Origin of the sequence: Blastomonas sp. RAC04, from assembly GCF_001713435.1 — a bacterium.
Taxonomy (GTDB): domain Bacteria; phylum Pseudomonadota; class Alphaproteobacteria; order Sphingomonadales; family Sphingomonadaceae; genus Blastomonas; species Blastomonas fulva.
In genome coordinates, this window is the sequence record NZ_CP016460.1 from 2,620,543 (window position 1) to 2,632,211 (window position 11,669).

An 11,669-nucleotide genomic window follows, 5' to 3' on the forward strand; every position below is an offset into this window, starting at 1 on the left:
ACCGGCAGACCACCAAGGAGAGAACCATGCCGCAAAAGCGTGCCAACGCGCTGGCAATCCACTCGATCGACCATTTCGGGCTTCAGGTGCCTGACTTTGAGGAGGCGCATGCCTTCTATGATGCGTTCGGGCTGGACGTGCGCAGTTCGGACGATGGCTTGGGGCTGCATACATATGGCAATCCCCAATGCTGGGGCAGGATCACAAAGGGTCCGGTCAAGCAATTGCGCTATCTGAGCTTCGGCATTTATCCCGAGGACGAAGCCGCGATCGCGGCGCATCTGGAAAGTCACGGCGCAACCCGAATCGATCCCGTGATCGGAGCGCCCAAAGATGGACTGTGGATCGAGGGGTTCGATGGCCTGCCGATCAACATCCGGGTCGCGGACAAATGTTCGCCTGCGGACAAGACCAGGTTCGAGACGATTTCGTCTGCGGCTGGAACATCGGGCGCGGTATTCAATTCGTCAGCGCCGAAGACTTTGCCTCGCCATCTGTCGCACTTTGCCATCTACACCACCGACGTGATCGCAGCGACGCATTGGTATGAAACGATGCTGGGATTGCGCCTGTCCGACGGCAGCGGGCCGGTGGTCGCGTTTCTGCACGGCGCGCATGGCAGCGACCATCACCTGCTGGCGCTTGTCGGGTCGACCCATCGCGGCATGCATCACAGCAGCTGGGATGTGGCCTCTTTCCAGGAGGTCGGCCTCGGTTCCGCCCAGATGTTCCGCGCCGGGTTCAAGCAGGGATGGGGTGTCGGACGGCACGTGCTGGGCGGAAATTATTTCTATTATGCGCGCGACCCCTGGGGCAGCTATGCCGAGTTTTCGGCAGATATCGACTATATCCCCGCCGATTGCGAGTGGCCCGCCGCGCAGCACGATCCAAGTGACAGCTTCTACCTGTGGGGGCCGGATGTGCCGCCCGAACTCGTCGCCAATCTTGAACCGGGAGCACCTGCGTAATGGCAACCTTTCTCTTGATGCACGGCGGCGGAATGGGTGGCTGGACCTGGAAGCACATGCGTGCGGTGCTTGAGGCCGAGGGACACACCGTATTCACCCCGACTTTCACCGGCTTTGGCGAGCGTGTCCATCTGATCGACCGCGATGTCGGCAACGCAACGCATGTCACCGACATCGTCAATGTACTGCATTATGAAGACTTGCATGACGTGATCCTCGTGGCGCACAGCTATGCCGGTACGGTGGCACCGGGAGTGCTGGCACAGGCTGGCGAGCGCATCCGCCGCGTGATCTTCCTCGATGCGATCATCGCCCATGCGGGCGAGCGGATCCTGTCGCTGCTCGGCTTTGCCAGCGAGGCGGACATGGCCGGGCTGGATGCCCTGCTCGACAGCGGACAGGGTCCGGTGGGGTCGGGCGTCCACGAACAGCAGCGCGCAATGGCCAAGGAACATCCGCACATGATGGACCGGAATCGCGAGCAATGGCTGCTCGACCGCCTGTCAGATCAACCGATGCGGGCAACCTGCTGCGCGATTGCGGTGGGCGCAGAGAGCATCACGCACCCGGCTGATTATATCGCCGCACAGCACACGATAATGACCGCGATGCACGAACGCGCCCGAACGCTCGGCTGGCCGGTGCATGATCATCCGGGCGACCATGCCTTCAACGTTGGCGATCCTGAGGGGGTCGCCAAGATCATGCTGGAGATTATCGCTTGATGGACGCTGCGGGTCTTTTTTCGGTTGCCGGCCGAGTCGCACTGGTCACAGGCGGTAGCGCCGGCATCGGCCGGATGATCGCCACCGGTCTCGCAGCTGCGGGCGCTAGGGTCTATATCTGCGCGCGCGACAGCGACAAGGTTGCGCACGCTGTTGCCGACATTGGCGGGGACTGCATCGGCCTGACCGCCGATGTTGCAACCCTGGAGGGCATCGCCGAGCTGGTGGCGCAGATTGCGGCACGCGAGCCTGCGCTGCACATTCTGGTCAATAACGCAGGCACACTGACCGACGCACCCCTCGATGCCTTCAGCGAAGACCAATGGGATGATGTCATCGACCTCAATCTCAAGACACCCTTCTTCCTGATGCAGCAGCTTCTGCCGCAGCTGCGCGCCGGGGCCAGTGCCGATCGCCCGTCCAACGTCATCAACATCGGCTCGGTCGGGGCGCTCAAGATCGGCCCGCGCGAGGTTTACAGCTATCAGGCATCGAAAGGGGCGATTCACTGGCTCACCCGTTCGCTCGCCAAGAAGCTCGGCCCCCAGCATATCACCGTCAATGCCATCGCCCCCGGGTTCTTTGAAAGCGACATGACCGTGATCACCGACGATGCGATGCGCGCGATGGTCGTATCGATGGTGCCGCGCGGCCGCACGGGAACCCCAGAGGACATGGCGGGCGCCGCCATATATCTCGCCAGCCGGGCGGGAGCCTATGTGACGGGCAGCGTATTGCCGGTCGAAGGCGGGCTGGCGATATGACGGCGCCGCATTTCGTTGCGCTGGGCGGAACAACGCGCGCAGGCAGCTCGACCGAACGAGCACTGGTGGCCGCGCTCGGCCTTGCCGAGGCCCGCGGTGCCCGCACCACCCTGCTGGGCGCCGAGGCACTGGGCCTGCCGCATTATGCGCCCGAAAACGCCAATCGCACCGAGGCAGCCGTCCATCTGGTCTCCACGCTGCGAAGCGCAGATGCCATCATCATCGGCTCGCCGGGCTATCACGGCGCGCTGTCCGGGCTGGTGAAGAACGCGCTTGATTATGTCGAGGACACCAGCGGCGATCCGCGATGCTATTTTTCCGGCGTGCCTGTCGGCTGCATCGCGACCGCAGCGGGCTGGCAGGCGGCGGTTGCGACGCTCGGACAATTGCGGGCGATCGTGCACGCGCTGCGCGGCTGGCCAACCCCGCTTGGCGTGGCGATCAACAGCATACCGGCCAGCCCGGGCGAGGATGTGATCGGCGCGCCTGCAACCCGGCAGCAGCTCGGGCTGCTGGTTGACCAGCAGTTCGAATTCCTTCGGCGATAGGCGCACGAGTTTGCGCGCTTCCTTCCGGTCGATAGGTGCAGACCGGCGCTGCGGCTGTGAACCAGACTGCAGGAGAAAATGTCGACATGGATTTCAATCTTTCGGAGGAACAGGTCGCGTTCCGTGACGTGGTGCGTCGCTGGGTGGATGCTGAACTGCCCAAGGACCTCATGCGCACGCTGGAGGCCGATGAAGAAAACTACCCTTATGTCATCTGGGACAAGCTGAAAGAGCAGGGCTTTTTCGGCATCGGGATTCCAGAGGAATATGGCGGACTGGGCGGCGATGTCGTCACCCAGATGATTTTTGCGCGCGAAATGGCGCGCACCGCAGGCGGCCTGCTTTGGGTGTGGGGCCTCACATCCTTCGGTGGTGCAAAGACCCTTACCGTCGCAGGTACCGAGGAACAGCGCCGCAAGTGGCTACCGGAAATGGCAGCGGGCAACATGCGCGTTTCGCTGTCGATGACGGAACCCGATGGCGGCACCGACGTGCTTGGCGCGATGAAGACCTATGCCGACAAGGTCGACGGCGGCTGGGTCATCAACGGCGCCAAGATGTGGACCACGGGTGCGCGCGCGGCAGACCGTCTGCTGGTTTTGTGCCGGTCGGATCGCAATGCCGCCAAGAAGCACCACGGGCTGACGGCGTTCTTCGTCGATGCAAAGTCAGACGGCATTACCGCGTCGCTGTTGCCAAAGCTTGGCATGCGGGCGATGGGCAGCTGTTCGGTCACCTATGACAATGTCTTCGTGCCCGATAGCGATGTGCTGGGCGAACCGCACATGGCGTGGGGCGCGATGCTGCCCAGCCTGAACAACGAGCGCATCATGGTCGGTGCCCAGTGCCTCGGCGCGATCGACGGCGTGCTGGAAGATGCGCTTGCCTATATGAAGACGCGCAAGGCATTTGGCAAATTTATTGGCGAATTCCAGATCCTGCAGCATTATGTCGCTGACATCGCGACATCGCAGAAGCTGACCGAATTGCTGCTATACAACGTGGCGTGGATGCAGGCCCAGGGCATGCCGTGTGGCAACGAGGCCAACATGCTGAAGATGGTGGCCACTGAAAGGGCGGTCGAGGCGGCAGATCTTGGCATCCAGATCCTGGGCGGCATGGGCTATTCCGCAGAAACCGACATGCAGCGCTACTGGCGCGATCACCGCATCCTGCGGATGACTCCCATATCGAACGAAATGGTCCGCAACAGCATTGCGGAAAACCTTGGCCTTCCCCGGTCGTTTTGAAGTCGAGGCGTTTGACATGCAAGAGACCGAACTGCCCCCTGCCCCGGACGTCGCCGGCACATCGCTGGACGGCACGAAAATCTTTACGATCACCGCTGAAGAAAACGCGGCATTGTGCCGATCGACCGGTGTGGAACCGGCAGACGACGGCAGCGCGCATCCGATCTATTACTACATCGCCACCCAGGTCGCGATGGGCAAGACTGTCGCCGGGGTGTGCGAAACCTGCGAGTTCGATGTCGAGGAAGGCCCGATGATGGGATCGTCCGGCGTGCGTTTCCAGGCACCATTGATGGTCGGCGACAGCTACCGTGTAACCGGCGAAATATTGTCGCTGGTGCGCAAGCTGAGCCGCAAGCTTGGCGTCATGGATGTCCTCACCTACCGTCTGCGCCTGCACCGGCAGGCTGACGACACCTGTGTTGTGGAGACCGACAATGTCTGGGTCCTGCCGCGCAAGGAGCTTGCCGCATGACCCATGCTGTTGGTGATGCCCTTGCGCCGTTCGTAATTCCCGGCGTCAGCCCGGAGGCGATGCGGCAATGGTCGGTGTTTCTTGCCGACCCCAATCCGATCCATCTCGACGTCGAAGTGGTCAAGGCCAAGGGGCTGGGCGATCGCGTCATCAACCAGGGGCCGATCAACGTCGCCTACATGATGAACATGCTGATGACCGCCTTCCCCGGATGCACCATCGAAACCATGGACTCGCGGTTCCTCGACAATGTCTATGGTGGCGACAAGGCAATCGCATCGGGGAGCATCACCTCCATCGATGGCAACCGTATTTCGTGCACATTCACGCTCGACGTCGAAGGACGCGGCACCGTGAACGCCGGCACTGCAACTATTCTGATCCCGAGTTAAGGAGAGTCGATATGCCAAGTGGTCCTTTTGCACATGTATGCATGGTCGTGCGCGATCTTGAAAAAGCCATCGAGGACTGGACGAAGATCCTGCGCGTCCTTGATCCGCAGAGCCTTGAAAAGCGCATCGTCAAATATGACGAATTCTCCTCGGGCGATGATGCCGGGATGAAGTGGGCGACCTTCGTTAACGAACATTCGACCGAGATCCAGTTCATCCAGCCGGCGCCGGGCACCCCGATGGGACGCAGGCTCGACAAGGTTGGCGAACATGTCCACCACCTGTGCTTCACCACCGATGACGTCCCCGGCGCGATGGCAAAGCTCAAGGCCGACGGCATCCACCTGCCCGGCGATGGCGAATGCTTCAACGACCCAGACATGACCTGGCAGAAATGGAGCTGGGTCGGCGCCCAGAGCACCCACGGGTGCCTGATCGAGGTCGCTTCACCCTATGAAAGCCGCAACGACGGCAAATGGCATCATGCGCCGAACAAGTTTGCTTATGCAGGCCCCGGTGAACACCCCTCGCACGCAGAGACCGTCGCCATCGCGGCGGAATGATGTGTCGCCGCAGACCATCCGCCTGAAGGCAGACAGGGTGGAGCTTGCCGGAAGCGCCTTTGGCGATCCGGCAGCTTCCCCTGTGCTGTTCTTCCATGGCGGAGGTCAAAGCCGCAGCGCATGGCTCGGCTCGGCCATTGCAGTGGCAAAGGCAGGATATTACGGCATCAGCGTCGATCTGCGCGGCCACGGCGACAGCGAATGGGCGGCGGACGGCGACTATCTGCTCGATGCCTATGCCCGCGATGTCGAGCGCTTGCTGGCGCACTTCGCACGGCCCGTGACGCTTGTCGGTGCTTCGCGCGGCGGTCAGGCGGCACTGGTCGGCGGATCGCGTCATCCTGGGCGGGTACGCCTGATCATGCTCGCAGATGTCGCGCCGTTGATGGAGGATTCCGGCATCAACGGTATCCGCAACTTCTTCGCAGAAGGGGCAATCGGTTTTGCGACGCTCGATGAGGCTGCGGATTCGCTCTCTCGCAATCTTGACCAGCCAAGGCTGGTCGATTCCGCCAGACTCGCTCGCGCCATGCGGCAGGATCCCTCAGGTCACTGGCACTGGCGATGGGACCCGGCAACCGGCAGAGCCGAGTTCCTGCACCCGCCGAGCGAAGGCGAGGCTCTGCTGGCCGCCGCCGCACGGGTAACATCGCCCGTGATGCTGGTGCGAGCGGAGCATAGCCATCTGGTCACCGATGCCGGAGTGGACCGTTTCCGCGCATTGGCCCCGCAGCTCGAAGTCATCATCGCCAAGGGTGCCGGGCACATGTTCACCGCCGACCGTAACGATGCCTTTGCGGCGGAACTGCTGGCCTGCCTTGCGCGCATCCCCGAAGGAGTCCCTGCATGACCCGCCATGCTGCATTTGTGGTCGGCGCAACCGGCGGGCTGGGTGCGGCGGCGGTGACGGCGCTGGCGCGTGACTGGCCCGGTGTTGCCATCGGCTACCGGTCCAGCAAGGCAAAGGCCGAAGCGGTTGCGACCGGGATATCGGGCACATGCGAGGGATTGCCGGTCCATTGCGACCTATCGGACAAAGCCTCGATCGAATCGGCGGTGTTGCAGGCCCAGGCCCATTTCGGTGGCATAGGCACCATGGTGTTCGCCTCTGGCGTGGCTATCGACCAGCCGTTCGTCAGCAAAATCGACGAGAGCCAGTGGCGCGAGGTGATCGAAACCGAACTCATCGGGCTGACCCGCGTGGTAGCAGCCACACTGCCGATCTTCCGGGCCCAGAAGCACGGCAATTTCGTGATCGTCGTTTCGGTCGCGAATTATTGCTTTCCACCGGGCGATGCACTCTCCTCAGTTCCCAAGGCCGCCATGGAGGCGGTGGGCCGGGCGATCGCGAAGGAAGAGGGCAAGTTCGGCATCCGAGCCAACATGGTTGCGCCCGGCATCATCGATGCAGGGCTAGGCAGCCATTTCCTGGAAACGCTGTATTCGCCCGATATCTGGGAAAACCAGAAGAAATCGGTGGCGCTGCGCCGGTTCGGCAGTGGCGAAGATATAGGCGATGCCATCGCCTTCCTCGCCTCGAGCCGTGCGCGGTACATCACTGGTCAGACGCTGATCGTCGATGGCGGTTTCAGCCTCTGAACGAGCGTCGAGCGTCGAGCGCCGGGCGTTGTCGGCTAAAACAAAAAAGGGGGCCGGAGCCCCCTCTTCCTGACCAACCAGGCGTGGTCCTTATTTATAGGGATCGACCGGCTGCGGTGCCTTCATCACTTCCAGATCGATCAGCATCGAAAGCACATCAGAGATCGAGTAGATGTGGATGATCTTGTCGCCTTCGAACTTGATCCAGCTGAACCACAGCACATCGAGCTGGTTTCCGGTAGGCTGCACGCCCATATAGGGGCCACCGGTGTGCTTACCGTGGTGATGGCACAGCACGCAGATTTCATCATCGCCTTTGCCCCATGCCTTGAGCGTACGGTAGACGCTCGGCGGAAAGGTCGTGAACAGCGCGCGTGGCGAAGTGTTCCATTCCTCGAACGTACCCAGATCCGGACGGTTCGGATTGTCGTAGGTCATCTTCTCGGTGTCCATGAACTCGTCGAAGCCGCCCCAGTCGCCCACGTTGAGCTTATCGTGCAGGTCCATCCACTGATTGACCATGAAGGTCTGGCGGTCGGTCAGGCCATCGCAGATCTCGGCACGCTTTTCGGGCGAAAGCTTGAAATCATCGATGGTGAAGGGGGGAATGCGGCCAGCCATATTGGGTCTCCAGTAATTCTGCCGTGATGATGCGGCCGTGGGGAAGGTGCCGTCTGGTCCAGAAGGGCCAGCCAGCCAGTCAATACGCAAGCTTTTCCAGCCCAGCGTCACACTGCAACCTACCTTCGGGCAGGCCTGTAGCCTTGCCGGGTTGCTAGGGGAAAAAGCGAAAACAATCAAAATGCGGAGCTGGATTGCCATGACCCTTTCTGTGCAGGAGATGTCTGACCGGTTCGAAATCCAGGATCTGCTGGTTGGCTATTGCTATGCGGTCGATGACCGGGATTTTGACGCGCTCGACCAGTTTTTCACCGAAGATGCCATCATCGATTATAGCGAGATGGTGGGGATCAAGGGATCGCTTGCTCAGATAAAGGCGTTCCTGACGGAGAGCCTTGCACCGATCACCGCCGTGCAGCACGCGGTCATGACAACGCAATACCGGTTTGACGGCGACCGATGCGAAACCCGCACCGTGTGCAACAATCCGATGGTGGTGCCCGGCGATGACGGGCAACCGCAGACGATGTTCTTTGGCCTTTGGTACATCCACCAGCTGCGGCGGACAGAGCAGGGTTGGCGGATCGCCAGCCTTTATGAAAAGAAGTGCTTCAACCACAATCTGCCCGACTATATCCGGCAGCTGGTGGCATGACCGCGCCGGATATGGGTGAGCCGGTCAACCCGTGGATGATGGAGACCGGAAGCTTCTGGATCTGGGGCGCGCTTGCGGTCCTGGCGATCGTGTTCACCTTGAAGGACCGTCGTATCCCGTTGTTCGGCCTGGTGCTGGTGGCGGCAACAAGTGCCTTCTGGCAGGAGTTCTTCGGTGATTGGGGCGCCTATCTCGCCTGGAACCCTGCGTTTGCGCGGCTGCCGTTCTGGGGTGAGATGGCGTTCACCACCCCGGTCAAGCCGCTGTTCATTCCCTTCAGCTGGGGCTGGTGGTTTGCCCTGTCGATCCCCCTGCTGGTCGCGCTGACCCGGTGGCTCAACCGCAGGCTTCCCCGGTTGTCCACCACCCTGATCGCTCTGGTCATCGCAATGCCGCTGTTCCTGGCCTATCAGATCAATGTCGAAGGCAGTTCGGTCGCCAATGGCTGGTGGACCTATGATGTCGTCATCGGTCCGGCGCTGGAAAGCCCCAAAGGGCGCCTGCCGCTGGTATTCCCGATCCTGCTCGGGCTGTGGGCAGGACTATTCGTTGCGCTGCTTGCCCGGCGTAATCCGCAAGGCTTCATGCCGCACGAGATGTGGGCAGGTGCCGAGGAACGCACGGCCGGCTGGCGGCGCGAATGGACCCGGCTCTGGTCGATGGTCGCTGTGTTCCAGGTGAGCTTTCTTGTCGTCAACATAGCGCCGGCGGTGATCGGTCGGGCGCTGTTCGGCGGGCCCAGCGTGCTCGTGCCATGACAATCCTCAACCGCCTGCTTGCAGCGTTGCTGCTCCTGATGGGCGGGGCGCTTGTCTGGCTCGGAACGCAGCTTATCCTTGCGGGCGGGTCCCTCTATTATCTACCCGCTGGCCTTGCCCTGCTGGCGACGGCATGGCTGTTGTGGACCCAATCGGCGCGCGCCCTGCTGCTGTTTGGCGGGCTTTGGACTGTCACACTGGCCTGGGCGTTTTGGGAATCGGGCCTGAACGGCTGGGCCTTGGCGGCTCGGCTGGGATTGCTGACCGGGATCGGGCTGTGGCTGCTGACGCCGTGGGTGCGTCGCTCGTTGGGGGTCAAGCCTGTGACCGCGCTCAGTGGCGGCCTGCTCGCGCTTGCCATAATCAGTCTTGCGGGCGGAACCGGCTGGATCTTCTGGAACGACCGCATCACCGGCGGGACCGATCTTGCCGCATCCGGCGCTGGGCCTAACGACGCACGCGATGGCGAATGGCTGCATTATGGCAATGCGCAAGGCGGCAACCGGCATTCACCGCTTGCACAGATCACGCCCGCCAATGTCGGAGCGCTCCGCAGGGCCTGGACCTTTTCGGCTGGCAAGGAGCCCAATGGCGACCCTGCCCCGTTTGAGGCCACGCCGCTGAAGATCGGCGACCGGCTGTACGTCTGCACAGGCTATAACGACATCATCGCGCTGGATGCGGAGACCGGCAGGCAAGTGTGGCGCTTTGCCGCGCACGCCGACACCGATGGCATCTTCGGCCAGACCTGCCGGGGGATCAGCTATTACCGTCAGCCCGATTCCCTGCCCGGCGCTGCCTGTGCCGAGCGTGTCTACACCGCCACGATCGATTCGCGGCTGCTGGCGGTGGACGCTGCCACCGGCAAGCCCTGCCAGGGTTTCGGCAACAGGGGTGCGGTCAATCTGCTCAAGGGTATGAGCAAGGCTCCGACAGGTTACTACCACCTCACCTCCCCGCCAGCCGTCGTGGCAGGCAGGCTGGTGCTGGGCGGCTGGGTCACCGATGGCCAGACGACCGGCTCGCCCTCGGGCGTGATCCGCGCCTATGACGCTGTCACCGGGCAGTTCGCCTGGGCGTGGGATATGGGCAGCCCCGACAAGGCGACCGAGCCGGAACCGGGCGAGACCTACACCCCCGGAACCCCCAACAGCTGGAGCGTGATGAGCGCCGACGAGGCGCTGGGTCTGGTTTACGTCCCGACCGGCAATGCGACCCCCGATTATCATGGTGCACACCGCACCCCGGCCATGGAGAAGTATTCCAGCTCGGTCGTGGCGCTCGATGTGGCGACGGGCAGGCCGCGCTGGTCATTCCAGACCACGCACCACGACCTTTGGGACTATGATGTCGGATCGCAGCCGGTGCTGGTCGATCTTGCCGATGGCCGTCCGGCGCTGCTGCAGCCCACCAAGCGCGGCGAAATCTTCATGCTCGATCGGCGCACCGGCAAGCCCATCGCGGAAGTTACCGAGCAGAAGGTGCCGGTCAGCCAGGTTGCGGGTGAGCGATCCTCTCCCACCCAGCCGTTCTCGACCGGCCTTCCAAGCTTCGAAGGACCCCGGCCGAGCGAGCCGACGATGTGGGGGCTGACCCCGATTGACCAGGCCTGGTGCCGACTCCGCTTCAGGCAGGCTCGGTTTGAAGGGACGCTGACGCCGATCGGCGATGATCGTCCGACGATCACCTGGCCGGGCGCGCTGGGTGGCAACAACTGGGGCAGCGTTGCGGTCGATCCGAAAAGCCGCATCATGATCGTCAACTCCTCGCACGTGATCAACTACAACAAGCTTCTGCATCGCGCCGTCGCCGATGCGATGGGGCTGAAGCCCGTCGCCAAGCCCAGCTTCGAGAATGTCGCAGGTCCGGTTGCGCAGCAGGGCACTCCGTTTGCCGCCGCGATCGCTCCGTTCCTGTCGCCGCTGGTCGCCCCTTGCACCCAGCCGCCCTACGGCCTGATCAGCGCAGTGGACCTGAATAGCCGCACGCTGCTGTGGCAGAAGCCGTTCGGCACGGCGCGCGACAGTGGTCCGCTGCTGATGTCCACCGGGCTGCCCATTCCCATGGGCGTGCCCAACATCGGCGGTGCGGTGGTCACCGGATCGGGGCTGGCCTTCATCGGCGCGACGCAGGAACACAGGATCCGGGCGTACGACATCCGCACCGGCCGGGAGCTGTGGAAAGGCCGTCTGCCCGCAGGAGGCAATGCCACACCAATCAGCTACTGGTCGGCAAAATCAGGCCGCCAGTTCGTCGTGATTGCCGCTGGCGGCCATGGCGGAATCCTCTCGGGCTATAGCGACCAGCTCGTCGCCTTTGCCTTGCCCCGCAAAACCAGCCGATAAGGAGAA

At 62.6% G+C, this 11,669-nt stretch carries 14 protein-coding genes; 13 read left to right on the forward strand and 1 reads right to left on the reverse strand.

The genetic code is table 11. The features are described 5' to 3' along the window. Positions 1-26: 26 nt before the first annotated feature. The 10 genes from BSY18_RS13210 to BSY18_RS13255 all read left to right on the forward strand — a co-directional run bounded on the left by BSY18_RS13210 (position 27) and on the right by BSY18_RS13255 (position 7,284). Positions 27-968, forward strand: coding sequence for a VOC family protein (locus BSY18_RS13210; protein ID WP_054135520.1), 942 nt, complete (start codon positions 27-29; stop codon positions 966-968). Further along, the gene (locus BSY18_RS13215) at positions 968-1,693 is read left to right on the forward strand and encodes an alpha/beta fold hydrolase (RefSeq protein ID WP_082382363.1); all 726 of its coding nucleotides are present in this window, start codon (positions 968-970) and stop codon (positions 1,691-1,693) included. The genes BSY18_RS13210 and BSY18_RS13215 overlap by 1 nt, the downstream gene beginning before the upstream one ends. Further along, positions 1,693-2,457 (forward strand): SDR family oxidoreductase, encoded by a 765-nt coding sequence (locus BSY18_RS13220; RefSeq protein ID WP_054135521.1) that lies wholly within the window; start codon positions 1,693-1,695, stop codon positions 2,455-2,457. Before BSY18_RS13215 ends, BSY18_RS13220 begins: the two co-directional genes overlap by 1 nt. Next, positions 2,454-3,005 carry an NADPH-dependent FMN reductase gene (locus tag BSY18_RS13225; protein WP_054135522.1) on the forward strand — a complete coding sequence of 184 codons (552 nt, stop codon included), beginning with the start codon at positions 2,454-2,456 and terminating at the stop codon, positions 3,003-3,005. Before BSY18_RS13220 ends, BSY18_RS13225 begins: the two co-directional genes overlap by 4 nt. Positions 3,006-3,091: 86 nt before the next feature. Next, positions 3,092-4,255, forward strand: a complete 1,164-nt coding sequence (locus BSY18_RS13230) for an acyl-CoA dehydrogenase family protein (RefSeq protein ID WP_054135801.1) — start codon at positions 3,092-3,094, stop codon at positions 4,253-4,255. Positions 4,256-4,271: 16 nt separating this feature from the next. Next, on the forward strand, positions 4,272-4,730 hold the full coding sequence (locus tag BSY18_RS13235; RefSeq protein ID WP_054135523.1) for a hypothetical protein: 459 nt from the start codon (positions 4,272-4,274) through the stop codon (positions 4,728-4,730). After that, on the forward strand, positions 4,727-5,122 hold the full coding sequence (locus BSY18_RS13240) for a MaoC family dehydratase (protein ID WP_054135524.1): 396 nt from the start codon (positions 4,727-4,729) through the stop codon (positions 5,120-5,122). Before BSY18_RS13235 ends, BSY18_RS13240 begins: the two co-directional genes overlap by 4 nt. Positions 5,123-5,163: 41 nt before the next feature. After that, on the forward strand, positions 5,164-5,685 hold the full coding sequence (locus BSY18_RS13245; protein WP_054135525.1) for a VOC family protein: 522 nt from the start codon (positions 5,164-5,166) through the stop codon (positions 5,683-5,685). A gap of 1 nt (position 5,686) precedes the next feature. Further along, the gene (locus BSY18_RS13250) at positions 5,687-6,535 is read left to right on the forward strand and encodes an alpha/beta fold hydrolase (RefSeq protein WP_054135526.1); all 849 of its coding nucleotides are present in this window, start codon (positions 5,687-5,689) and stop codon (positions 6,533-6,535) included. Then, complete coding sequence (locus BSY18_RS13255; RefSeq protein ID WP_054135527.1) at positions 6,532-7,284, forward strand: SDR family NAD(P)-dependent oxidoreductase; 753 nt, start codon at positions 6,532-6,534, stop codon at positions 7,282-7,284. The genes BSY18_RS13250 and BSY18_RS13255 overlap by 4 nt, the downstream gene beginning before the upstream one ends. Positions 7,285-7,374: 90 nt before the next feature. Here the strand turns inward: BSY18_RS13255 and BSY18_RS13260 are convergent, their stop codons facing one another. Then, entirely contained in the window at positions 7,375-7,905 is a 531-nt protein-coding gene (locus tag BSY18_RS13260) for an ester cyclase (protein WP_054135528.1), read from the reverse strand. 37 nt (positions 7,906-7,942) lie between these two features. Between BSY18_RS13260 and BSY18_RS13265 the strand changes: the two genes are divergently transcribed. The 3 genes from BSY18_RS13265 to BSY18_RS13275 are packed head-to-tail and all read left to right on the forward strand — an operon-like array spanning position 7,943 to position 11,663. Further along, complete coding sequence (locus BSY18_RS13265; protein ID WP_335617668.1) at positions 7,943-8,560, forward strand: nuclear transport factor 2 family protein; 618 nt, start codon at positions 7,943-7,945, stop codon at positions 8,558-8,560. Next, on the forward strand, positions 8,557-9,318 hold the full coding sequence (locus BSY18_RS13270) for a spirocyclase AveC family protein (protein WP_054135530.1): 762 nt from the start codon (positions 8,557-8,559) through the stop codon (positions 9,316-9,318). The genes BSY18_RS13265 and BSY18_RS13270 overlap by 4 nt, the downstream gene beginning before the upstream one ends. Further along, positions 9,315-11,663 carry a membrane-bound PQQ-dependent dehydrogenase, glucose/quinate/shikimate family gene (locus BSY18_RS13275; RefSeq protein WP_054135531.1) on the forward strand — a complete coding sequence of 783 codons (2,349 nt, stop codon included), beginning with the start codon at positions 9,315-9,317 and terminating at the stop codon, positions 11,661-11,663. Before BSY18_RS13270 ends, BSY18_RS13275 begins: the two co-directional genes overlap by 4 nt. The last annotated feature ends 6 nt before the right edge of the window (positions 11,664-11,669 follow it).

Excerpts from the sequence above, each read along its gene's own strand:
- BSY18_RS13220 (WP_054135521.1), top strand. The coding sequence starts at position 1,693 with ATGGACGCTGCGGGTCTTTTTTCGGTTGCCGGCCGAGTCGCACTGGTC.
- BSY18_RS13260 (WP_054135528.1), bottom strand. The coding sequence starts at position 7,905 with ATGGCTGGCCGCATTCCCCCCTTCACCATCGATGATTTCAAGCTTTCG.
- BSY18_RS13235 (WP_054135523.1), top strand. The coding sequence starts at position 4,272 with ATGCAAGAGACCGAACTGCCCCCTGCCCCGGACGTCGCCGGCACATCG.
- BSY18_RS13230 (WP_054135801.1), top strand. The coding sequence starts at position 3,092 with ATGGATTTCAATCTTTCGGAGGAACAGGTCGCGTTCCGTGACGTGGTG.
- BSY18_RS13210 (WP_054135520.1), top strand. The coding sequence starts at position 27 with ATGCCGCAAAAGCGTGCCAACGCGCTGGCAATCCACTCGATCGACCAT.
- BSY18_RS13270 (WP_054135530.1), top strand. The coding sequence starts at position 8,557 with ATGACCGCGCCGGATATGGGTGAGCCGGTCAACCCGTGGATGATGGAG.
- BSY18_RS13240 (WP_054135524.1), top strand. The coding sequence starts at position 4,727 with ATGACCCATGCTGTTGGTGATGCCCTTGCGCCGTTCGTAATTCCCGGC.
- BSY18_RS13275 (WP_054135531.1), top strand. The coding sequence starts at position 9,315 with ATGACAATCCTCAACCGCCTGCTTGCAGCGTTGCTGCTCCTGATGGGC.
- BSY18_RS13245 (WP_054135525.1), top strand. The coding sequence starts at position 5,164 with ATGGTCGTGCGCGATCTTGAAAAAGCCATCGAGGACTGGACGAAGATC.
- BSY18_RS13215 (WP_082382363.1), top strand. The coding sequence starts at position 968 with ATGGCAACCTTTCTCTTGATGCACGGCGGCGGAATGGGTGGCTGGACC.
- BSY18_RS13255 (WP_054135527.1), top strand. The coding sequence starts at position 6,532 with ATGACCCGCCATGCTGCATTTGTGGTCGGCGCAACCGGCGGGCTGGGT.
- BSY18_RS13225 (WP_054135522.1), top strand. The coding sequence starts at position 2,454 with ATGACGGCGCCGCATTTCGTTGCGCTGGGCGGAACAACGCGCGCAGGC.